This is a genomic window from Algoriphagus aestuariicola (genome assembly GCF_017254835.1).
Classification (GTDB): domain Bacteria; phylum Bacteroidota; class Bacteroidia; order Cytophagales; family Cyclobacteriaceae; genus Algoriphagus; species Algoriphagus aestuariicola.
On record NZ_JAFKCW010000002.1, the window covers coordinates 1 to 23,406 of the forward strand.

General features: G+C 48.3%; 18 protein-coding genes. 10 read left to right on the forward strand and 8 right to left on the reverse strand.

Going from position 1 to position 23,406, the window contains the following annotated elements; genetic code table 11:
* Positions 1–2,066, forward strand: a 2,066-nt coding sequence (locus J0A67_RS07250; RefSeq protein WP_206568649.1) for an MBG domain-containing protein, incomplete at its 5' end; no start/stop codon positions are given.
* Between the two features lie 484 nt (positions 2,067–2,550).
* Here J0A67_RS07250 and J0A67_RS07255 read toward each other — a convergent pair.
* Positions 2,551–4,419 carry a gamma-glutamyltransferase family protein gene (locus J0A67_RS07255; RefSeq protein ID WP_206568650.1) on the reverse strand — a complete coding sequence of 623 codons (1,869 nt, stop codon included), beginning with the start codon at positions 4,417–4,419 and terminating at the stop codon, positions 2,551–2,553.
* A gap of 192 nt (positions 4,420–4,611) precedes the next feature.
* The gene (locus tag J0A67_RS07260; protein WP_206568651.1) at positions 4,612–5,673 is read right to left on the reverse strand and encodes a carboxypeptidase-like regulatory domain-containing protein; all 1,062 of its coding nucleotides are present in this window, start codon (positions 5,671–5,673) and stop codon (positions 4,612–4,614) included.
* Positions 5,674–5,855: 182 nt separating this feature from the next.
* Between J0A67_RS07260 and J0A67_RS07265 the strand changes: the two genes are divergently transcribed.
* The 3 genes from J0A67_RS07265 (at position 5,856) to J0A67_RS07275 (ending at position 8,615) form a co-directional block, all read left to right on the forward strand.
* Positions 5,856–7,256, forward strand: coding sequence for a DEAD/DEAH box helicase (locus tag J0A67_RS07265; protein WP_206568652.1), 1,401 nt, complete (start codon positions 5,856–5,858; stop codon positions 7,254–7,256).
* Positions 7,257–7,332: 76 nt separating this feature from the next.
* Complete coding sequence (locus J0A67_RS07270; RefSeq protein WP_206568653.1) at positions 7,333–8,163, forward strand: N-acetylmuramidase domain-containing protein; 831 nt, start codon at positions 7,333–7,335, stop codon at positions 8,161–8,163.
* Complete coding sequence (locus J0A67_RS07275) at positions 8,163–8,615, forward strand: DUF1572 family protein (RefSeq protein ID WP_206568654.1); 453 nt, start codon at positions 8,163–8,165, stop codon at positions 8,613–8,615. Before J0A67_RS07270 ends, J0A67_RS07275 begins: the two co-directional genes overlap by 1 nt.
* A gap of 39 nt (positions 8,616–8,654) precedes the next feature.
* Here J0A67_RS07275 and J0A67_RS07280 read toward each other — a convergent pair whose 3' ends face one another.
* Positions 8,655–9,938 carry an APC family permease gene (locus J0A67_RS07280; protein ID WP_206568655.1) on the reverse strand — a complete coding sequence of 428 codons (1,284 nt, stop codon included), beginning with the start codon at positions 9,936–9,938 and terminating at the stop codon, positions 8,655–8,657.
* A 305-nt stretch (positions 9,939–10,243) separates the two neighbouring features.
* On the opposite strand from J0A67_RS07280, the gene J0A67_RS07285 reads away from it, so the two are divergent.
* The 3 genes from J0A67_RS07285 (at position 10,244) to J0A67_RS07295 (ending at position 13,792) form a co-directional block, all read left to right on the forward strand.
* Positions 10,244–10,948 carry an NUDIX hydrolase gene (locus J0A67_RS07285; RefSeq protein WP_206568656.1) on the forward strand — a complete coding sequence of 235 codons (705 nt, stop codon included), beginning with the start codon at positions 10,244–10,246 and terminating at the stop codon, positions 10,946–10,948.
* Positions 10,949–11,160: 212 nt separating this feature from the next.
* Complete coding sequence (locus tag J0A67_RS07290) at positions 11,161–11,745, forward strand: TetR/AcrR family transcriptional regulator (protein ID WP_206568657.1); 585 nt, start codon at positions 11,161–11,163, stop codon at positions 11,743–11,745.
* A 208-nt stretch (positions 11,746–11,953) separates the two neighbouring features.
* The gene (locus tag J0A67_RS07295; RefSeq protein ID WP_206568658.1) at positions 11,954–13,792 is read left to right on the forward strand and encodes a M1 family metallopeptidase; all 1,839 of its coding nucleotides are present in this window, start codon (positions 11,954–11,956) and stop codon (positions 13,790–13,792) included.
* Between the two features lie 68 nt (positions 13,793–13,860).
* Here J0A67_RS07295 and J0A67_RS07300 read toward each other — a convergent pair whose 3' ends face one another.
* Both J0A67_RS07300 and J0A67_RS07305 read right to left on the reverse strand, forming a co-directional pair.
* Positions 13,861–14,037, reverse strand: a complete 177-nt coding sequence (locus J0A67_RS07300) for a BF3379 family histone-like protein (protein ID WP_206568659.1) — start codon at positions 14,035–14,037, stop codon at positions 13,861–13,863.
* Positions 14,038–14,139: 102 nt separating this feature from the next.
* The gene (locus J0A67_RS07305; RefSeq protein ID WP_206568660.1) at positions 14,140–15,390 is read right to left on the reverse strand and encodes an aminotransferase class I/II-fold pyridoxal phosphate-dependent enzyme; all 1,251 of its coding nucleotides are present in this window, start codon (positions 15,388–15,390) and stop codon (positions 14,140–14,142) included.
* Positions 15,391–15,570: 180 nt separating this feature from the next.
* On the opposite strand from J0A67_RS07305, the gene J0A67_RS07310 reads away from it, so the two are divergent.
* Genes J0A67_RS07310 through J0A67_RS07320 form a run of 3 tightly spaced genes read left to right on the forward strand, consistent with a single transcriptional unit; the run spans position 15,571 to position 18,933 of the window.
* Positions 15,571–17,067, forward strand: coding sequence for an acetyl-CoA carboxylase biotin carboxylase subunit (locus J0A67_RS07310; protein ID WP_206568661.1), 1,497 nt, complete (start codon positions 15,571–15,573; stop codon positions 17,065–17,067).
* Positions 17,046–18,377 (forward strand): DUF1015 domain-containing protein, encoded by a 1,332-nt coding sequence (locus tag J0A67_RS07315; protein WP_317195053.1) that lies wholly within the window; start codon positions 17,046–17,048, stop codon positions 18,375–18,377. The genes J0A67_RS07310 and J0A67_RS07315 overlap by 22 nt, the downstream gene beginning before the upstream one ends.
* The gene (locus J0A67_RS07320; protein WP_206568662.1) at positions 18,346–18,933 is read left to right on the forward strand and encodes a Maf family nucleotide pyrophosphatase; all 588 of its coding nucleotides are present in this window, start codon (positions 18,346–18,348) and stop codon (positions 18,931–18,933) included. Before J0A67_RS07315 ends, J0A67_RS07320 begins: the two co-directional genes overlap by 32 nt.
* 16 nt (positions 18,934–18,949) lie before the next feature.
* On the opposite strand, the gene J0A67_RS07325 is transcribed toward J0A67_RS07320, so the two are convergent.
* The 3 genes from J0A67_RS07325 to J0A67_RS07335 all read right to left on the reverse strand — a co-directional run bounded on the left by J0A67_RS07325 (position 18,950) and on the right by J0A67_RS07335 (position 23,274).
* A complete protein-coding gene (locus tag J0A67_RS07325) occupies positions 18,950–20,026 on the reverse strand; it encodes an MBL fold metallo-hydrolase (protein WP_206568663.1) in 1,077 nt (358 codons plus the stop codon).
* Between the two features lie 140 nt (positions 20,027–20,166).
* Positions 20,167–20,835, reverse strand: a complete 669-nt coding sequence (locus J0A67_RS07330) for a CAP domain-containing protein (RefSeq protein ID WP_206568664.1) — start codon at positions 20,833–20,835, stop codon at positions 20,167–20,169.
* Positions 20,836–20,973: 138 nt separating this feature from the next.
* Positions 20,974–23,274 carry a PAS domain-containing sensor histidine kinase gene (locus J0A67_RS07335; RefSeq protein ID WP_206568665.1) on the reverse strand — a complete coding sequence of 767 codons (2,301 nt, stop codon included), beginning with the start codon at positions 23,272–23,274 and terminating at the stop codon, positions 20,974–20,976.
* Positions 23,275–23,406: the final 132 nt, after the last annotated feature.

Here is a 23,406-nt window from a genome sequence, read left to right on the forward strand (position 1 = left end):
TGGCCTTGAGCGCCAACTATGACCTGAGCTTTGTGGAAGGCAATCTGGAGATCACAGAAAGGGCGATCGAGGTGACCGCGGACGACCAGACCAAGGTATACGGCGAAGCGGATCCAGCCTTGACCTATCAGATTACTTCGGGAAGCCTGGCGTTCAGCGATGCGTTCACCGGGGCGCTCGGCAGGGATTCCGGCGAGGACGTGGGCAACTACGCAATCACGCAGGGCACTTTGGCCTTGAGCGCCAACTATGACCTGAGCTTTGTGGAAGGCAATCTGGAGATCACGGTACGCGAGATCGAGGTGACCGCCGACGACCAGACCAAGGTATACGGCGAAGCGGATCCAGCCTTGACCTACCAGGTCACCTCCGGTTCACTGGCGTTCAGCGACGCGTTCACGGGGGCGCTCGGCAGGGACGCGGGCGAGGACGTGGGCAACTACGCAATCACGCAGGGCACTTTGGCCTTGAGCGCCAACTATGACCTGAGCTTTGTGGAAGGCAGCCTGGAGATCACTAAAGCCTCAACCACAATTACTCTTGCAAATTCAATTGCCAATTGTGATGGTGGCCAAGTAACTTTAACTGCAACGGTGAACACCGTTAACCCATCAATCCAAGCAAGTGTTAATAATTTTGGAGGACTAGTCAGCTTCAAAAATGGCAGCACAACGATTGGAACAGTAGCTGCAGCTTCGGTAAGTGGTGGAATATTCTCAGGTACATTCTCCATAAATTTACCACTTGGAGCCACCTATAATATTTCAGCTGAGTTCGTTCCGAATTCCGGAAATCTCACCGGATCCCAGACAAATTCAAATGCTCAATTGACGGTACTACAAGCTTCTATCACCTCAAGTGTCGCTCCAAATGGAAATGGAAATGTGGTCATATTTGACGGAGCACACTCTTCCATGGGATTATCTTCCAGCACTGTATTGACCGCTACTTATCAGCCTTCCAGCTATTCGGGAGTCGCCTATAAGTGGTATTCAAGAAACATCGGAGGCTCTTTTACCTTGATTTCAGGTGCTACTAGTTCAGCTTATACGATTATTGCAAATGGCGACTTTGTAAAAGAATATATGGTTGAGTTGATAGTGAATGGTAACTGTGTTGGAAATAAGATCTTCTCCAAAGTAATTTCCGTCGAAGCCTCTTGTGGTAAAGAGGGTCAAAATAAAGTTGCCGTCTGCCACGTGACTCCTAACGGAAAACGTAAGACAATCTGTGTAAGCTATAATGCAGTCGATGCCTTACTGTCCGGTAGTCCGGGTTCATACGTGGGGGATTGCAGTATTTCCTACCGAATGGACAAAGAGACCGAATTGATTACCGTTCCATGGAACACTCCACTTGAAGTGATAAATGAGAAGATTGCTGCTCAAAGTGAAACATGGTTTAACCGTAAGAAAATCGAGTTGAACATTTCTGCTGAAACATACAATCCTCTAAAAGCAGGCTTCTATGAATTGCAAGTTGATGTTGAAGAGAACGAGTCGTTTATGTTGGAAGAGCCGATTTCCGTAAAAGTTCTTGTCCTCGACAAACCACATGCGCTGGACATCACCATTAGTAACGATAAGTTGACCAGCGAATTCCAATCCGGTGAATTGATAGGAAGCCTGAGCACCGTCGATCCTGTGGACAACATCCATACCTACGAAATGGAAGAACATCCTGATCTGATCCTGGATGGCGACAAGCTGATCTGGAGAGGGACCACCGTTCCAATGCAGTTGACTTTCAACGTATTCAGTATCGATAGAGCGGGCCAGACGATCAGTAGAGAGATCAAGCTGAGCAGAGAGCTGAAGCCTGGAGAATTCTTCCTATATCCAAACCCGGCACATCGTGAAACCAATGTGATGGTAGATATGGACCGGGAGGCAACGGTTGTGATCAGAATCTACGATGCGATTGGCAGACTGGTGGCCGAAAATGAAGCCTACCGAGAAGACAGCTTCACACAAACCTTCAACTTGGACGGACTGGCAGCTGGCCTCTACACAGTACAGGTGAAAATGGGAGATTTGGTGATGACCAAGCGATTGATCAAAAAGTGATGGCTAGATCATAAATCCCGGATTGGCCACTGGGCCTTTTGGGGAAAGTTTTAGACAGCATCGGGAATCTTCTCGATGCTGTCTTTTTTTCTTGGGGATTAGTTCTTACAGCTTGGATATGATAAGTTTCAGGCCTGGTAAACCGGTGTGGGTTGCCCCAACTCGCTTTAGTCTTTTTATCTTCAGGATAAAGTCTAGAAAGTACTGTTTGTGGAATCGTCTACAGATATCGGCTGCAATTGAGTCCTTTGTCTAGAGTTAATAATAGATTCTCACTTGGAAATCAGAGCCCGACAGGGGTCAAATCTTTCAATAACCGCGGGTCGTGGCTGAACTTGTCGAATCCAACCCGAGGATAACAATACGACGGAACGAAGACACAAACCCAAAGTGTCGATCTCCGGCAGATGGAAACTGCAATCTGAAAAAGGTTTCGACTCCGCTCAACCTGACACAAGATAGTGATTGAACACTGTCGACTCCATCACCAAGCAATCCCGTAGTCGTCGCCGTAGTTGCTGGCGCCGCCCCAGAGGGTACCGTGCTTCCAGTCCAGCCAAATGGCGGTGATGGGACCGGAGGTTTTGGTCCAGAAATCCATGGAATAACCCCGCTTGAGCAGCTCACTACGTACCCAATCCGGGGTGTCCTGTCGGAGCGTGATTCCTCCAGGCTTGATCTCGTGCGCGCCAAAGGAGCTCTGCATCTGGTAGGAATTGAAGTTGGCGGCTTCGACGGCTTCCTGCACGTTCATGTCAAACTCGACGACATTGAGGAAAAATTGGAGCAGGTTTTGGTCTTGGGAATCGCCTCCCTGTACGGAGAAGGCCAAAAGTGGTTTGCCGTCCTTCAGTGCCAAGCTTGGGGTCAAGGTCACGCGGGGCCGCTTACCGGGTTCGGGCAGGTTGTAGGGATTCAGGCTTTCATCCAAGACGAAGCTCTGCATGCGCTGAGAAAGGCCAACCCCGGTGTTACCCGCGATCACGGCGGGAACCCAGCCTCCGCTAGGGGTTACCGACACGAGCCATCCCTCCGCATCGGCAGTCTGCACGGAAGTCGTGCCGCTTTGGAATTCGCTCAGGAATTTCTCATCAACTTCCGACGGCAGCTCTCTTGGATCCGCTGAAGCTAGGGCGAGCTGATTCTTTTTCAATAGGTCTGCGTGAGGATTGGTTTCCCCTTGGAAAGGATAGGGGTCGCCCGCACCGATCTTGGGATCATTCATGGAGCCGATCAGCTTCGCTCTTTCCTTGGCGTATTCTTTGGACAGCAAGCCCTTCATCGGTGATTTGACAAAAGCAGGATCACCGTAGTAGAAATCCCTGTCTGCAAAGGCCAGGCTCATCGCCTGATATACCGTGTGGATATAGTTGGCGGAGTTGTAGCCCATCGCTTTCAGGTCAAAGTTTTCCAGGATGTTCAGAGACTGAAGCAGTGCGGGGCCCTGCGTCCATTCCTGCAACTTGTAGACGTCGATTCCTTTGTAGTTGACATGTAGCGGCTCCTCGATCTTCACTTTCCAAGTAGCCAGATCCGACTCGGTGAAGAGCCCGCCCTGTTCTCGAGTCCCACGTACGATCTCTTTGGCGATGTCACCCTTATAAAATCGGTCGTAGGCGGCGTAGATCGCTTCCTTTCGGGACTTTCCAGCCTTTAATGCTTCTTGCTCCGTGACCACCAGCTTGGCCAGCGTTTGGTATAGATCCTCCTGTACAAAGATTTCCCCCGCCTCTGGAGCTTCCCTTTTTTCACCCAAATGGGTCAGGAATATCTTTTTGGAATAAGGCCATTCCTTGATTCTGGCTTTTTGGCCTTCGATGGCGTTTGCCGTCTGTGCTTCTATCGGATAGCCTTTGGCGAGGTCCATGGCAGGTTTCAGTACCTGCTCCAGGCTCAGGCTTCCATACTCTGCCAGCATCGTCATGATGCCCCCGGGTGTACCGGGAGTAGTGGCTGCGAGGGGGCCATATTCGGGCGGGTAGGCCATTCCTTGCGATTTGTAAAAATCCACTGTTGCGCCAGTAGGCGCATAGCCCAGCGCATTGATGGCGATGACCTTTTTTTCCCCAGGATGGTAAATAAGTGCTTGGGTTTCGCCTCCCCAAGAGAGCACGTCCCACATGGTGGAAGTAGCGGCGATCATGGCGCAAGCGGCATCCACGGCGTTGCCTCCTTGCTGGAAGATCTGTGCCCCGGCTGTTGCCGCCAGTGGTTTGCCAGTGATAGCGACCCAGTTTTTGCCGTGAAGTATGGGCTTGTTGGTACCTATCGTGCCCGCGCCCAGGCCGGGGAGACCTTGCCCCAAGGAGCTATAGGAGAGAAAAAGAAATGCTAAGAGGTGAAGTTTTTTCATGATCTGTCGGTGGGTTTTCAATGCAACTCTTGATAAGTCAACTTGTTTTCGAATCTTCAGGGGCTTTGAGGGCATGTACTTAATCAATTCGGAAATGAATTTCAAGCGAACCTGCTATGGGCGGTCGAGGACATTTGATATTAGCCCTTCATCGACTGTCAAATCTAAACTTATGCAAAGTAGAGGGAAATGCTATTGATCATTTTCACCCAGAAGTTGATCCATAATTGGAATAAAGCCGGGAAACAGGGAATTGTAATAAGTGAAGAGCTGGAAGATGGAGCCGGTCTTTTTCAGATCAATCTCATTCGTGGAGACAAAGTTTTCCATTTCCTCCGCCTTTTCCCCAAATATCGGAAATAGGTCTTTGCGTTTTTTGGGCACTTCAAACAAGTCTTTTCCTTTCAAATAATAGTAGACATTCCGTTTGATGATCTGATCATTGCGGTTGCCTACCATCAGGGCTGTATTGTAGTTGGATTCTTTAAACACGGCAATCGTCCTACGCATCAGCGGCAACTGGCCTTCCACGATCACTTCGAAAAAGCCGGAAATAGGCACGCCTTCGTCTCTGAAATCCATGCCGTTGACGAAATACCTCGGGACTTTGTAGGTGCTGTCCATCCACACGATGTTCTGAATCCGGAGGCCGGGCATCGTGGTGACCAGGTTCTTCTCCGGCTCCATCAGTTCAAAGGTATTGGAGTTGATGTTGTACCTAACACGAAATCCCTCCAAGACCGTTTGCTCACGATAGAGTAGGATAGAGGCCACATTCCATTTATTGTCGAGGTAGAAATTTCCTTCCACTTTCTTGGGCTCTGGGGGAATTCCATAGATGGCATTTCCCATCAGATTGGGTCGCTCGACCAGAAGGCGACTGACGTTGGTTGCGCGGATGGTCTTTTGCAAAGCTGCGCCTGTACCTTCACTGCCATACTTGACCAGATACAGATTTCCCAGGTCCAAGTCGGCCTGAAGCTGAATTGTTTTTTCAAATGTATTGTATCCGGAGGCGGTGACGACCAGCACATATTTTTCCGTAGCGACATCTTTGATCTCAAAGTTTCCCGCTCCGTCGGTGAAATCTGCAAAGGTGGAATTTCTTAGACTCACAGCGGCACCTTCAAGGTATTCCTTGGTGTCAAAGTCAAGAATGCGGCCCTTGAGCTGAAAATTTTGTGCCTTGGAAAAGCTGCAGATCACCAGCAAGATGCAGGTGATAAAGCCAACAAGTCGAAATTGCGCGATCATTCTTGTGCGAAGTGGTTTGTTTAGTAATATAAGATAAACCTAGGACTGTTGCTAAATCAATTGTTTTCAACAGATCGGCTGACGACACATTGGCTACCGATTGGCTTTCTATGCTTTAAGGGCGTATATTTGAAAAGGTCATCTGCTTTGAAGACCATTTCTGTTTATAAATCACCACTAGTTTGAGTTTTACATCATTCAATTTTGAGCCCTCGCTTCAGGACGGGCTCGACGCTATGGGCTTTGACCGCCCGACACCCATCCAAGAGATGGCAATCCCGGTAATACTTGAAGGCAGGGACCTGATTGCCTGCGCACAGACCGGAACAGGCAAGACTGCAGCATTCGTGCTTCCCATACTCAACAAAATCTCGAAGTCAGGTTCCAGCACGTTGAATACACTGATTTTGGCTCCGACACGTGAGCTGGCCATTCAGATCGACCAACAGATACAAGGCTTTTCTTATTTTCTCGGCGTCAGTTCCGTGCCGATCTATGGCGGAGGCGACGGCGTCGTGTGGGAGCAACAAAAAAAAGCGCTGGAGACTGGAGCCGAGATCGTCGTAGCGACTCCCGGACGTCTCATTGCCTTGCTGGCGGGAGGAAAAATGGACTTGAGTTCGCTGGAACATCTGATTCTGGACGAGGCCGACCGAATGATGGATATGGGATTTTCCGACGATATCCTCAAGATCGTCAACTACCTTCCCCAAAATCGGCAGACTGTACTCTTTTCGGCGACCATGCCACCGAAGATCAGGCAGTTCAGCATGAAGATTCTCCGAAATCCGGAGGAGATTTCCATCGCGATCGGCAAGACCGCAGAGGGAGTGACCCAGTCCATGTACTCCGTCTACGATGGCCAAAAAGAAGAACTCGTTCGCCATATCCTGTCCCAAAAAGCTTACGAGGCTGTGATCATCTTCGCTTCAACCAAAGACAAGGTGAAAGCGCTCTATAAGGTACTCCGAAAGCAGTTTGACATCGAGGCGTTCCACTCCGATCTGGAGCAGGTAGAGCGGGAAAAGATCATGTCGGACTTCAAAAATAAAGCGGTAAAGATCCTGATAGGAACTGACATCATCTCCCGCGGCATCGATGTGGTGGGCATAGAATTGGTCATCAATTTTGACACGCCGAGTGATCCGGAGGATTATGTGCACCGGGTAGGGCGAACCGCCCGCGCCGACAAGGAGGGTGAAGCGATCACCTTCGTCAATCCCAAAGACCAGCATAAGTTTGTCAGAATTGAAAAGCTGATCGGCATGCAAGTGACCCAAAATCCGCTCCCCGAGGGATTTGAGGCCGGGCCGGTTTATTTGGGCGAAAAAGCCAAAGCATCGGATTTTGTCACTTCTCCATCTGCTGGAAACAAATCCAAGAACAAGAAGAAAAAGAAGAAGCCAGGACACAAGCCGTCTGGGGAAAAACAAGCACAAGTGCAGGAATCTCGACCAAGAGGCGAATCTCAGAAAAAGCATTCTACACCCAAACCGGAGGCTTCCAAAACTGAGCCTACTGCCAGCGCTGAGCCTGAGAAACCCAGCAAATTTGGGCAGCGCAAGAATGTGATCGAGTCCTGATTTTCAGTCTATTGTTGTGGTATTTGTGAAGTACTTCAGGTATCTTGAAGTACTTTTCATTTTTAATCCCGGCACTATGCAAACCATCAAATTGAAGTCAAGAGGACCATCGGTCTCTTACCTGCAGGAACTACTCGTCAAGCTCGGCTATCAGATACCGGCGACGGGATACTTTGGAGATTTGACGGATGCCGCGGTCAAGGATTTTCAGCTGAAAAATGACTTGGTGTCGGACGGTGAGGTGGGCATAAAGACCTGGACTATCCTCATTGACAAGGCAAGGCCGGCCCAGGCTTTGGGAGACAAATTTTTGTCAGAACAGGATTTGAAGGATTTTGCGACGAAGCACAACATCGAGCTCGCCGCGGTCAAAGCTGTCAACGAAGTGGAAAGCAGCGGGAAAGGGTTTTTCGTGGATGGTAGACCCAAGATTCTTTTTGAAGGCCATGTTTTTTGGGATCAGTTGAAAAAAGCGGGCATAGATCCTTCATCCGTGGCCAGTGCTTCCAATGCCGATGTACTCTATCCGAGATGGACGAAAGGACACTATGTGGGTGGACCTCGGGAATACGATCGGATGGAAAAAGCGGCGGGGATTTTGGCTGACCCAAAGGTAAAGACGGCCGCATTGGCCTCGGCCTCTTGGGGTAGCTACCAAATCATGGGATATCATGCTGCGAAGCTCGGCTACTCTTCTGTCCAGGAGTTTACAGACCAGATGTACGTCCATGAAAGAAACCACCTCGAGGCCTTTGGAAGGTACATTACAGCCTTTGGTTGCATCGCGCATCTGAGGGCAAAAAACTGGGCGAAGTTTGCAAACTGTTACAATGGAGCCGGCTATGCCCAAAACAAATACGATATCAAGATGGCAAATGCCTATCAGAAATTCCTAAGCCAATCCTAATGAACACGCAAGAACTCAACCGACTTTTCCAGCGAGACCTGGAAAGGCTTGGAGTGGAATTGTCCGCCTACTCTGAAGAAAACAAGCTTTGGGTGATCGACAAAGAAATCGCAAACTCCGCAGGCAACCTCGCCATGCACTTGTTTGGAAATCTGCGCACATTCATCGGCAGTGACCTTGGAAACATCCCATATGAGCGTGACAGAGATCGCGAGTTTGCGGCTAAAGGAGTATCCAGAGCGGCGCTATTGGAAGAATTAGAGGAAGTCAAATCTATCATTTCCTCCTCGCTTCTCGGATTGGATTCCAGTAGACTTTCAGAGAAGTCCGTCCATGCCTTCTTTGGGTATGAGATGTCTATCGGCTATTTTCTGGTTCATCTCTACGGACATTTTAACTATCATCTGGGTCAGGTGAACTACCACAGACGTCTCTTGGGAGGTGCCGATTAATCGTATTTATTTTGGACGGCTTTTTTTAAGCGCTGCTTTCTAAATGGCTGAGTATTTTTTGTCTAAGGCGTAGATGAACAGTCCTAGTCCGACTATGCCCAATCCCGCCAAGCTCTCCGAGGGCCGGTCCCAGAATAGATAGACCAAGACCCCCGTGCTGAAGAGCAGGTAGATGTATTGAATCCATGGCTTCATCGGACTGACAAACCCACTTTGCTTTGAGATCAGGAGCGAGGAAAAAACGGTGACCGTGCCCATGAGCTGGAGGACAAAGCCCGCGTAAAGCATAATCTGTTCAAAGGAACCCGAAAGAAAGAGGACGAGACTGAGGCCGGTATTAAGCACTATCGCACGGACTGGAACCCCTTGCGAGTTGACTTTGGCCAAGGGCCGCCAAAGCCGAAAGTCCCTCGCCATCGCATAGGTAATCCTGGGGCCAACCCATGCGTATCCGGATATCGTGGCGATCAGTTGCAAGCCGATAAATAGACTGACAAGGAGTGCGCCGGTAGGCCCCAAAAGATTTCCAAATGCTATGTCCGCTACTTCAACTTTGCCGGAAAGCTGATCGACCGCCGCATGCTTGAGCATGACCAGCTGAAACAAAACATACAAAACCATCACTGACAAAGTGGCCCAGATCAACGCTTTCGGCAGATTCTTCTCCGGCTTGTCAACCTCTTCAATAATGTACGCCGCTGAATTCCACCCCGTATAGGCGTAGAAGACATACACTAGCGACACGGCAAATCCAGGGACGAATATCTCGCCTTGCCAAGAGGATGAAAAATCAAACGCCGGAACATCCACTGCCGTAGGAAGTGATAGTCCCAAGACGACCAGTAAGACCAGAAAAACGACTTTTACCAGCGTGAGTGCATTTTGGACGACAGCGGAGCGACGAACGGAGAATACGTGGGCAACCGGTACCAAGAGAAGAAAAAACAATCCGGGGAAGGAACTCCCACTCGTTATCGGGCTTAGGTATTCGTTCATCGCCATTGCCGCTATCGCAATAGGAGCAGAAAAGCCCACAGTCAGCGAGATCCAGGCATAGCTATAGCCAAATGCGGGATGGATAATCTCCGAAAGGAAAATGTAATCTCCGCCTGTTTTTCTAAAATGGGTGCCCAGTTCCGCATACACAAAAGCTCCAATGAGGGCCATCACACCCCCCAAAAGCCAAAGCAGCAGGATGGACCAGGTGTTTTGAACCTCCGCCAACTGGAAGCCCAAACTGGTAAATACACCCGTCCCGATCATATTGGCGACGACCAAAGCCGCGGCTGACTTCCAAGAAATTTTGCTTGACGATGGATTCAAGGGCTAAAAGTTAGCTTATGGACGAGGTTCCCAAAGTTCGCCATTTTAGGTCTTGGCAAGATCTTCGAAATTTTCTTCAAAATAATTGCTCCGGACCGTGTGCACAACGAACGCTCCGGAGATTTTTTTCCAAACTGAAGATGGAAAAAGCCGGAGGACTAGAGTGAAAGTTAAATTGACATAAAAGACTGTGGAAATTCGCGTGTTTCTTCGTCTTGGTTTCGGGCCAATTGGGATCAGAAAAATCAAACCGTATATTTAGTAGATACATTCAATTTGCCAAACAAACCCAAAATCAAACTTTCATGACCCTGTACCTTGCTCCTCTCTACGAGGACGTAAAGCCCCTGTTGATCGCGATAGACTGTATTATTTTTGGTGTCCAGGACGCAAAGATGAAGCTGCTGATTTTTAAGCGGGAGGTGGAACCTCTAGCCGGCAGCTGGTCGCTATTGGGATCTTTTGTCAATTTTGAAGAGTCTGTAGATGAGGCTGCGGAGAGGATACTTTTCGAGTTGACGGGCTTGGAGGATATCTATATGGAACAGTTGCATTGCTTCGGGGCAGTAAACAGGGATCCTGGAGGTAGGGTCGTTTCTATTGCCTATTGGAGCCTGATCCGGGTAGACCAAAGCCATCTTGAATTCAATGTGAGGACTCATGAGTCTAAGTGGATTTCTATTGACGCAATCCCGGAATTGGTATTGGATCATAGGGAAATGGTGGAAATGGCGATTTCAAACTTGAGAGAAAGGGCCAGGTTTAAACCTATAGGCTTTGAGCTTTTGCCGCAAGAATTTACGATGGTGCAGCTGCTAAAGGTCTATGAGGCGATCTTTGACCACCCGATCGACAACCGGAATTTCAGGAAGAAACTTTTAAAGTCGGGACTTCTCATCCCACTCACCAAAAAGGATAAATCCACATCAAAAAAGGGCTCTTTTCTGTACAAGTTCAATCAGGAAACCTACTCCAAGCTATCGCGGGAAGGCTATAGTTTCGGATTTTAACCATCGATCAGCCACTTTTTCCTCTGCTTTTCAATTGCAGGCAAACCGTTCACTCAGGATCCTATATTTTCGGTGATTTCCCATCTGCCTGCTGAGGCGAAATATTTGGAGTGCATTCTGTTGATCAGGCCAAAGAATTGTCTACATTTATAAATGTATTTAATACATTTAATGTAATGTTTTTTTGTTTGGTGTGAAACAACCAGGATCTTATGAAGATAGCTTTTGAAACAAACTATGGTACAAAGAGCGACGGGAAGCGGGGAAGCATACAAAATTGGATAGATAAAGGATACGGCATTTTTGCATCTGAAGGTCTTTCATCTATTCAGATTGAACGGATTGCCAGAAGCATGAAAAAAAACAAGTCCGGCTTCTATTACTTTTTCAAGGATAGGGAAAGCTTCATCGACGCGCTGATGAGCGAGCACTTAAGCCGTCTTGATTCCCTGACTTATCAGATTCGGGAAGCCAGCGATTTCCAGCCGGATTTCTTTCTTGACCACAAGGAGGTTTTTTTCTTTCAGATCCAGCTCGTCAAAAACCGGGAAGTGGAGCTGTTTGATGAAGTGTTGAACCACTTCAATACTAGGATAGCGGCTGCTATTATTCCCATTTGGAGTGATTATCTAGAATCGTCCATTGAAGTTGCGGATAAACTGTGGGGCTTGACCAGAGATGCAATCTTTTGTCGGGCGAGGCAGGAGAGTTTTACCCAGGATTGGCTGTTGGGTTTAATGGCTGAGGCCAAGCTCGTAGCCGGTTATCATCAACCTCAATTGCTAGCTTACTCCTAGCTTTCATTAAGTATCCAATAGATTTAACAAAAGGGCTTAAGGGTGCTAAGACCTGCAATGGTCTTTTCCAGTTTACTGCCGCTTTTTTTTGCAGCCGATTCAACGAAAGACATTCAGCTGAGTGGCGGCGCACTGTGCTGATTTTTATATAGCTGGTTTGGGCACAGGACCGCTATTCGTTTTCTTTGCTGAAAAATTATCTATTACTATGCTCATCACTATGACAAAGCCTTTTTTAGGGCTTTTTCTTTTTGCAGCGACATTTGCTGCTACGGCCCAGACAGGCCGTTTTCAGCAGGCTGTTGATTACAAAATGGAGGTCAAGATGGATGTCCAGACCAACCAGTACACTGGCTCACAAAAACTTGAATACACCAACAATTCCCCGGATACGCTGAAACGAGTGTTCTATCACCTTTACTTCAATGCATTTCAGCCTGGAAGTATGATGGACGTGCGGTCGCGAACCATCTCTGATCCAGACCGGAGAGTGGGGGATAGGATCAGTAAACTAAAACCGGACGAGATTGGCTTTCTGCATGCAAAAAGCCTAAAGATGAACGGGAAAGTCGTGAAGTTCACTGAGGTGGAGACTATTCTTGAGGTGGATTTGATCGAACCTATTTTGCCCAATTCGACGGTGACTTTCGAGATGGAATTTGAGGGGCAGGTGCCGCTTCAGATTAGACGATCCGGCCGGGACAATGCCGAGGGCGTCCGCTATTCCATGTCGCAGTGGTATCCCAAGATGGCAAACTATGACGAGCAGGGATGGCATACCAATCCCTATATAGGTCGTGAGTTCTATGGCATATGGGGTGATTTCGACGTCAAGATTACGATTGATAAATCCTATGTTTTAGGTGGAACTGGGTACGTTAGAAATCCTGTCGAAGTTGGTCATGGCTATGAGGGAGAGGGGGACAAAGTAGCCCCTCCAAAAGGAAACACACTCACCTGGCACTTTGTAGCTCCGAAGGTACATGATTTTATGTGGGCTGCTGATCCAAACTACAAACACGACAAGGTGGAAATGCCAAATGGTATCACGGTTCACCACCTTTATATTCCTGGCGAGAAGACTACTGAGTCTTGGCAAAAACTGAAGGAGTTTACTCCTAAAGCCATTGATTTCCTTTCCAAACACTTTGGACAATATCCGTATCGACAGTTTTCAGTGATTCAGGGAGGTGACGGAGGAATGGAATATGCGATGTCAACGCTGGTAACCGGTCAGCGCCCGCTCGGCAGCTTGGTGGGAGTGATGGTTCACGAGCTGGCACACAGCTGGTTTCATGGAGTCCTGGCTACCAATGAGTCGCTTTATCCCTGGATGGATGAGGGATTCACCAGCTACGCGTCCAACCTCGCTATGGCATCGATTTTCCAACCGAGCCCCAACCCCCACAGGGCTTCCTACGCGGGCTATTACAAATTGGCCAAATCTGGATTTGAAGAGCCGCTTTCCACGCATTCAGACCACTATCAACTTAACTCCTCCTACGGCACCTCTTCCTATTCAAAGGGAGCGGTATTCTTGGAACAGCTAGGATATGTGATCGGCGCTGAGGCAAGAGACAAAGGGATGCTGCGCTATTTTGACACCTGGAAGTTTCACCATCCCAACGTAAATGATTTCATCAGGGTGATGGAAAAAGAAAGTGGTATGGAGCTGGATTGGTACAAAGAATACTTCGTGTATACCACCAAAACCATCGACTACGGAATCACAGAAGTGCGTCCGAGCGGTGAAAATACCGAAATCAAGCTCCAAAGAATAGGGCTTGTGCCCATGCCTATAGACTTGGTGATCACCTACAAGGATGGTACTTCTGAAATGATATACTTACCCCTAGTGATCATGAGAGGCGGAAAGAAGCCTGAAAAGGGAGCGCCAGAGCGCATCCACACCGAAACCTGGCCTTGGACTGACACCACAAAAACGCTGGTGTTGGCCAGAAATTTTGAGACAATAAAATCGGTGCAGATAGATCCAAGCAGAAGAATGGCGGATCTGGAGCAGGAAAACAATAAAGTGGAGTTTTAGGCTCCACTTTAGTTTATGTTGTAAAAAGAAAAAGGTGGCTTAGGCCACCTTTTTCTTTTTCTTTAGGATCAACCGGCGTTCTTCTTGTCCTGAACTTCAGTACGAATTTCCTGTGCAAGGTTTTTCAATTCCTGCATACCCTTCCGAACTCGGGTGCCAGCTGCCTGATTTCCCTTGTCATAGAACTTTTCGAAATCACCTTCAAGGCTCATTACAAGATTCTTTACTTCACTAAATCTGCTCATAGTAAAAGTTTATTTTATAGGTTGATGATAAGTTTATTTTGATCCAATATAGCCCAAATACTTACCAATTCAATCCAGAGGCCTTTTTTTTTACCTTTTTTTTTATTCGCCAAACGAAAGAGCAAGTTCAGAATTTTTGTATACGCCAGAATCCAATTTGTCCTTCACGGCCGCGAAAGCGGTGACGGTTTCTTCCACGTCTTCGAGGGTATGAACTGCCGTAGGAATTAATCTCAAGATAATCATTCCTTTAGGTACAACCGGGTAAATCACCACTGAACAGAAGATGCCGTAGTTCTCGCGAAGGTCCATAGACAATGCCGCAGCTTCGCCTACAGTTCCGTTGAGTACAACAGGTGTCACAGGGGAATTTGATTTCCCTGTGCTGAAACCATGCGCATGCAGCCCGTCTCTCAGCGCATGGACTATTTTCCAGAGATTGCTTTTAAGTTCTGGCTGAGATCTCAAGAGTTCCAGTCTTTTCAGTGCACCCTCTACGAGCAGCATTGGAAGGGATTTGGCGAAGATCTGCGATCTCATGTTATATCTCAAATACAAGATCACGTCGGCGTCTCCCGCGACAAAAGCTCCGATGGATGCCATGGACTTGGCGAAAGTGGAGAAGTACAGGTCGATTTGGTCTTGAACGCCTTGTTCTTCGTCGGTGCCTGCGCCGGTTTTGCCCATAGTTCCAAAACCGTGTGCATCGTCCACCAGGATCCTAAACTCAAACTTCTTTTTCAACTCGACGATCTCCTTCAGTTTTCCCTGATCTCCGGTCATGCCGAAAACACCTTCAGTAATTACCAAGATGCCCCCGCCAGTTTCTGCGGCAAGCTTAGTAGCTCTTTCCAGCTGTTTTTCGCAGCTTTCAATGTCGTTGTGAGGGAATACATAACGCTTGCCAAGGTGCATTCTCAAGGCATCGATGATACAGGCATGACACTCGGAATCATAGACGACTACGTCTTTCCGATCGAGGATCGCGTCGATCACCGACATGATTCCCTGGTAGCCATAGTTCAAAAGGTAGGATTTTTCTTTGCCAACGAATGCCGCGAGCTCGTCCTCCAATTGCTCATGGAGGTTGGTTTGTCCGGACATCATACGGGCTCCCATAGGATAGGCTGCTCCCCACTTGGCAGCGGCGTCAGCATCGGCCTTTCTCACCTCAGGATGGTTGGCAAGTCCCAGGTAGTTGTTTAAGCTCCAAGTGAGAACTTCCTTTCCCTTGAATCTCATCCGGGGAGCGATCTCTCCTTCGAGTTTTGGAAATGACCAATAGCCGTCAGCAAACTCAGAGTGTTTGCCCAAGGGGCCCATATTCGTTCTTAATTTTGCAAATAGATCCAAAGCAGTTTGAATTTAGTGTTTATGCGAAAGTCGATTTTTCATTAAAATCCGCCAAAAATAAGACTATTATGCCTCGGAAGCAAAAAACTGTTTTTATCAAAAACCCAATCCAGAAAGTTCGGAATATTTTCCTTACTTCGCTTCAGACCCTTGGATGCGTCCGCGAAAATGAACTAAAGCATGCCTAAAATCAAGAAACTACTGGTGGCCAACCGTGGCGAGATCGCCTTGCGAATCATGCGGACAGCGCGTGAGATGGGGATTGCAACCGTTGCGGTTTTTTCGGAAGCGGACCGTCTTTCACCCCATGTAAAGTTTGCGGACGAGGCAGTATGTTTGGGGCCGGCGCCTTCCAAGGAATCCTATCTGGTGGGCAGCAAGATCGTTAATGTTTGCAAAAGGCTAGATGTGGACGCCATCCATCCCGGCTATGGCTTCCTGTCGGAAAACGCCGAATTTGCCAAACTGGTAAAAGATTCCGGATTGATTTTCGTCGGGCCCTCACCGAAGTCCATCGAGATCATGGGATCGAAGCTGACGGCTAAGCAGGCCGTCGCGAGATACAATATTCCATTGGTTCCAGGGACGGAGCAGGCAATTTCGGATATTTCCACTGCCAAGAAGAGAGCCGAAGAAATTGGCTATCCCATCCTGATCAAAGCATCCGCTGGAGGGGGAGGCAAGGGGATGAGAATCGTCGAATCAGAAGTTGAATTTGAGGAGCAAATGCAGCGGGCCGTTTCGGAGGCACAATCCGCATTTGGGGATGGAGCCGTTTTTATAGAAAAATATATCACCTCTCCTCGGCACATAGAGATTCAGGTATTGGGTGATCAGCATGGAAGCATCGTATACCTTTTTGAAAGGGAATGTTCGATCCAGCGACGCCATCAGAAGGTAATCGAGGAAGCTCCGTCGGCGGTCGTATCTCCCGAGATGCGAAAGGCTATGGGCGAGGCCGCAGTGGGAGTGGCAAAAGCCTGCGATTACTATGGTGCTGGGACGGTGGAGTTCATTGTGGACGAAAACCTGGACTTTTACTTTTTGGAAATGAATACCCGCCTGCAGGTCGAGCATCCCGTGACAGAGATGATCACAGGAAAGGACCTCGTCCGGGAGCAGATCCTGATAGCGGAAGGCAAACCTTTGTCATTTGCCCAGGAAGATCTCAAAATCAATGGCCATGCGGTGGAGATCCGGGTCTATGCCGAAGACCCAAAAAACAATTTCCTCCCCGACATCGGCAAGCTCGTAACCTATCGGCGCCCTCAGGGTCCAGGCATCAGAGTAGACGATGGGTTTGAAGAGGGAATGCAGATACCAATCTTTTACGATCCGATGATTGCCAAGCTGATTACTCATGGGGAAAGTCGGCAGGATGCCATAGAACGGATGATAAGGGCGATAGATGACTATCGAATCACTGGTATCCAAACGACACTGGAGTTCTGCCGATTTGCCCTTCAGCATGAGGCTTTCGTTTCAGGGGATTTTAACACCAAATTTGTGCAGCTTTATTTTACGCCGGAAATGTTGGAGCCAACGTTCACAACGGAGGAGGAGGAACTGCTTGCGGCTTTGGCTGTGGTATTTTTCGAAAAAGAAGAAAACCGCATCAACCCAAGCCATCCTTTGCCGTCGCTCCCGAGTACCAAATGGAAACACCGTTTGATCTGATGGCGGAGATTCTACCTCTCAAAGCATGGAGATACAATGAGCGATTGAGCGAGAATCTGGAAGATTTGACTGCTCCGCTCTTTGATGTGGTTTCAGCCCGTCAACGGGACTTGCTCTATGAAAATCCCCTAAACAGCATCCATCTGTCCGTTCCCCAAGGTGAAAATCCTGCAGATAATGCCCGGCAAACCTTGGCGAATTGGAAATCGCAAGGGATCATCGCACAAGATCCACTTCCGGGGATTTATGTCTACTACCAGTATTTTCGTCTACCTGGCGATCAAGAGGAACGATGTAGGAAGGGTTTCATCGCGCATATCAAGGCCTACGATTGGGATGAGCGTGAAATCCTCCGCCATGAAAGCACGATCGTATCTTCGGTGAATGATCGCATAGACCTCCTGCGCGCTACCGAAATTCAGGCAAGCCCCACCCATGGCTTGTATGAAGATGAATCCGAGGAACTCGAGATCCACATGGATGCGGCCATGGCTTCGCCCCTCTACGAACTGGAGGATTATCAAGGCGTCCGAGAGGTCGTCGCCGTCATCCATGACAGGGAGGTCATTTCTAGATTTTTGGAAGTGCTAAAACAAAAAACGGTGATTTTGGCGGACGGGCACCATCGCTTAGAGGCTGCCATAGAATATAGAAAGATGCAAAGGGATGCTTTTCCATCAGCTAAGTGGAGAGGCTCGGATTACCATTTGATGTACCTGACCAATGCATATGGCAATCACCTCAAGATTCTTCCCACGCATAGATTGCTGTATGGGATGGAACTATCGGAGGAATTATTTTTGGGGAAACTGCGTGAATGGTTTGACATACGGGTCTTTGGTGATGCCGAGGAACTCGCCACTTATACCTTTCAGAGGAAGTGGTCCTTTGGATTGATCCTGCAGGACCAGTCCTTTGTAGTCAAATTCAAGCCGGAGCGATTTGAGGAGATGAGGCCTGATTTGCCGGAGGCCTTGAGACGCTTGGATTTGGTGATTTTGCACGACGTTGTGTTTGGGAGAATCCTTGGGATGGATCTGGAAAAGCAAAGAAAAACCGATCAGCTCGCCTTTGAGCGCAATTTTGCAAGGTGTCTGCGGGAGGTAAGAAGCGGTAAGGCAAGCTTCGCTATGATTACCCGCGAGATTGAAATGAGTCAAGTTTTGGACGTTTGCAAAACGGGTGCATTGATGCCTCAAAAATCTACTTACTTTTACCCGAAGGCACTCGGAGGATTGCTTTTCGGAAGCATTAAACAAGAAGAATTTGAATACGATTATGAAGCCTTTTTTGAGCAAGCTAAGCGATAGACGCATCATTCTGGCTTCGAACTCCCCGCGCAGGCAGGCGCTTCTCAGAGGATTGGAACTTGAGTTTGAAGTACGTGTCAACTCAATTGACGAGACTATACCTGCAGACCTTCCCGCCGAATATGCGGCAGCATTTCTGTCCAGGCTGAAAGCCGAAGGCTATCCCGATCCCTTAGCTCCTGATGAGATCTTGATCACGGCAGACACGGTTGTGATCGTCAATGGCCGTATTTTGGGGAAGCCCAATTCGGAAAAGGAAGCTTTTGAGATGATCAAAAGCCTATCTGGGACGAGCCATACGGTGATGACTGCGGTGACGATCAAGGATCACAAAAAAAGTGTGACGCTGGAAGATGAGGCCAAGGTGACTTTTCGATTTTTAGACGAAGAGGAGATCTGGCACTATGTCCGAAACTACGCCCCATTCGACAAGGCGGGCGCCTATGGAATTCAGGAATGGATAGGGTTTACTGGAGTGAGCAGTATAGAAGGTTCCTACTTCACCGTCATGGGCTTTCCGCAACACTTAGTCTATCAGCAGCTGAAAAAGTGGTGAGGGTTTCCGACTGGCCCTAGGCAAGCAGATTTCTTCCTACGACGGGATAGATCATCCTACCGTCTACTGCGACAGGATTGGCTTTTAGCCAGTCCAGCGGCTCAAGTAGTGGTTCGTTGGAAAGGTCAAAGGTGCCAAAGTGCATGGGGATGAAATGCTTTCCACCCATCTCCATAAATGCCCGGGCCGCGTCCATGGGACTGGTATGGACTGGATGCATAAACCACTCCGGCTTAAACGCACCCACGCCCATGATTGCGTAATCAGGGGATCCCATTGTATCAGCGATTAGCTTGAAATGCCGATCATATCCGGAGTCGCTCATGAAATAAATGCTTCTGTCACCACTCTCGATGAAATACCCACCCCAAAGTCGCTGGTTAGTATCGGTGAGTCCTCGCCTGGACCAATGCCGCGTCGGTACAAAGGTGATCCTCAAGGATTCTTTGAGATCGTAGGACTGAAACCAGCCCGCCTCTTGTATAGGATTCTTGGGCATCCAGGGCTTGAGAAGTGGGGACATGTTCATTCCAGTCAGGATTGTCGCTTGTGGCATGAGTTTTCCCAAAAGCCTCAGGGTCGCTTCATCGCAATGATCCCGGTGGTCATGGGAAACCAATATATAATCCACTTTCCCCAATTGATCCGGTACTAGGGGGAGCTTTGAATGACGTTTAAGGGCCCAGTTGTCTATCCAGACGGGATCTGTAAGGATCGTAACTCCGGCGAGACGCATCAGATAGCTGGCATGTCCCAGCCAGATCAGCTGATCTTTTCCACTGGGGAGCGGATTCGGCATCTGGTGCACTTCCAGTCTTCGCTTGTCCGTCTTTTTTTCTTCTTCTTGGGGATTTTTGCTGAACTTCCATTTGACCACTGCAGCGAGGCTTGCCTCAAAAGGATGGTGCAGGTTTTGGAAAAGGCCATTGCTTAGACGAGGTGTTCCTTTCCAATCGCTGGGAACTCTGTCATAGGGGAGTTTGGGGTTGTATGTGTGGTTCAAAGTTGTATCGGAGTTGAAATCGACGGTGGTGAGCAAATATCCTGCAGGGGCCGCCGCCGCTAGAGCAGTAAGAAAAGTCCTTCTTTTCATCAATTGAACTTGAATTCAGTAGACAAACTGGATTTGATGCCGAAAAGTTGCTCCGACGGAGTTGAAATGGTTTGGCCATTTCTACCTTTTCCCATCCTGCCCGATTCCGACTGGAATTGAGCTGGTTTTAAAGAGGACGATCAATCACTTCCAAAGTTCTGGACAACCATGAAATAGGGCATGTTATAGAAGTTTTTCTCCCGATACACTCTTGCCCCACAGCCCAACTTTTTGAATTGGGGGTTGAGGATGTTTTGCCGGTGGCCTGGGGATTCCATCCAGAGCTTGACGACCGACTTTGCGAAGGAAAGATATGTGTGGGGTGGGATCACTTCGCGCTTGGAGGTCAAAGCGTAGGTGAATTCACCTGAAGGGTAGGGAGGGTTTACTTTTCTGCCAGCTTGGTATTGCAGGCCATAGGTGGAGCAGATATTCTCTCCGAAAAATTCTGGATTCAAGCCCTCCAAATGAAAACGATCCCGCACCGAACGCTTGATCCGAATCCTGCTCGTGTGGGAGTAAAAGCCATATTTGACCATGTCTTGGGCATGTCCGGAGGCGACGAGTTCGATCTCTGACCTGAATTCAAAGGGCTTCAGTTTGGCTTTTACCCGCTCTTCGTTGGTGGCGTAGAATATGGCGGCCTGAAGCAAGGGGAAATTTACATGGTCAAAGTCTATGGCTTCGTACAGCGCCTCGATTCGATAAAAAGTGGCCTCATTGTATTTATGGTAAGATTCGTAAGTCCAGCTTTGAGCGCTGGAGTAAAAGGAAATCAGGACAAAAGCCAGAGTCAACAGTCTATTCATCGGATCGGATACTCGTCAGTTAGGACGAATCCGGAACGGATTTATTTTTGGTAAATGGGAATTTTTTGAACCAAATTTCAGAAATGAATCGATTTCAGTTCTTTAGGACTGCTGGCTGTTGCGTGATCGAGGTAAGGCTTATTTCCTGATCGTGAAGGTAAACTTGGATCCCTTTCCAGGCTGGGATTCGAGGCTGATCTCACCTCGCAGGTAATCAACGGACTTTTTGACAATGGCAAGACCTATCCCGGTACCGTCGTAGTCCCGCTGATTGTGAAGCCTTTGAAAAAGCACGAAGATTTTGCTGAAATATTCTTCGCTTATCCCGATGCCATTATCTTCCACGGAAAACTCCCACACCTCGTCGAGGTCTTTGCCTCGCACAGTGATAATGGGTGGTACTTCCGCTTTGGAGTACTTGATGCCATTGCCGATTAGATTTTGAAAGATCTGGAAAATCGGCGTTTTGTAGGAGTAGATCTGGGGTAAGTCCTCGTAGATGATCATGGCATTCTTCTCCTTTATGGCCTTCTTCATAAAGTGCTCCAGCTCTTCAACAAGCTCGTTGATATCCAAGCTGGTTTTTTGTTCGCTCACTTTTCCTACCCTCGAGAGCTCCAGCAAATCCAGAATGATCCGCTGCATTTGTCTGGCTCCGTTGGTTGCAAAGTGGATGTATTCCAAAGCTTTTTCGTCCAGCACATGCTTGTATTTGCGCTCCAGCAGGCCCATGAAGCTGGAAATCATCCGGAGCGGCTCTTGGAGGTCATGGGAAGCTACAAAGGCAAATTGCTGAAGCTCTTGGTTGGAAATTGCCAGATCCTTCACATTTTTTTCCAGCTTCTGGTTGAGCTTTTGAAGAGATTCTTCAAATTCCTTTTGGCTGGAAATGTCCTGCATCGCACCCACCACTCGGGTGACTATGCCTTGTTCATCTCGGATAAAGATGGCCTTATCCAACACGAAAGCATAGCTTCCGTCGCTCCTGAGAAATCTGTACTCCTCCAACCAGTGGCTTCTGGTGGATCTCGGGTCCATGTAAGACTGAATGAGCTTAAATATCCTCGTCCGGTCTTCTGGATGGATCAGGTTCAACAGAAATTCAAAGCTTGTCTCGGTGACTTTGGGATCGTAGCCGAAAAGTGTTAGAAATCCTTCGCCCCAATACAGATTCTTCTTTTCCACTTCAAAATCCCAAATCGCATCACTGGTTGCCCTGGTGACGATCTGGAATCTTTCAATATGCTGGGCAGCGGATTTTCTGCTTTCGGCCAACTCGGAGATGTTTTGGCCGGTACCAAAGATGCAGTTCCTGTCGTGGTAAGTCAGCTGGGATGCTGAAAAAAGAAACGGGATCCTTTTGCCGGATTTGGTATGCAATTCCAGAGTAAAGTCCATCTGACGGTCTTCGGTTACCTTGCGGGAATAGGAATTGAAGATGGCGCTGTCTTTAGGCGCAAAAAACTCCTCGGGACTCATTTGCGAGATCTCCTCAGCAGAGTACTCTGACACTTCCTCCAGTTGGTGATTCCATAGCAAGAATTTCCCGTCGGTATCAAATAGGAAAAAGAGACTGGGAAGCTGTTGGATCAGGGATTGATTAAACCCGATTTCCTCCTGGAGTGCTTGGGCGACTTCTTTTTCCTGGGTGATGTCGACCATCATTCCCCTGATTTTCTTCGGTTTACCGTCTTCGACAACGACGTTCACCCGGTCATTGATCCAAATGGTTTTTCCCACTTTGGTCAAGAAGCGGTAGTCAAAGTTGTGGTCTTGGTGACGACTCGTCTCCAGATGGCAGGTCTTTATCGCGATCTCCCGATCTTCGGGATGGATGTGATTCTGCCAAAAATCTTTTTCCTCCATCCACTCCTGTGGAGTATAGCCAATAGTCTTTTCCGATTGCGGGCTGATGTAAGTAAATTCGAAGGTCTGCGCGTCAGCTTCCCAGAAAACTCCGTCCAGGTTTTCGATCAGCGATCTGTTATTCTCTTTTTCGCTCTTTAGCTTCTCCTTGGTTTGGACGAAGTCATCCACATCCTGAAGCGTTCCAATCAGTTTTTGACGGCGGGTTTTTTCGTCCAAAACAAGCTTGGCTTTGGAGAGAACCCAAATTGGATTTCCGTCTTTTTGTAACAATCTGTGCTTGATATCGAAATTGGACACTCCAGCCAAGAATAATTCAAAATGGTTTTTGACGGATTGAAAGTCTTCCTGATAGATAATGGACTTCAGCCCAGCGTAGCTTGGAGTGAACTCATGGGGAAGAAACCCCAAAAGACGGTAGATACCGTTGGAAAAAGACAGTTTTTTCGTTTCCAGATCCATCTCCCAAATGCCCGAGCCGGTCATCGATTCCAGATGCTCTAGCCAGTCCTCCTTGTGGATACTTGGCTTCGGCAGGGGTGTTTTTGCGGTACTCAATTCAGTTTTACTCATTTTTCGTTTCTATCAAATCGACGGAAACAGGCAATAAGTTGTGAGTTGGAAACTACCAAACTAGCTGCTCGTCAAAAGGAAGGCTTCCGCGATTCCTCCGCAAATAGCGCTACGGGGGATTGCCTTGGAAGC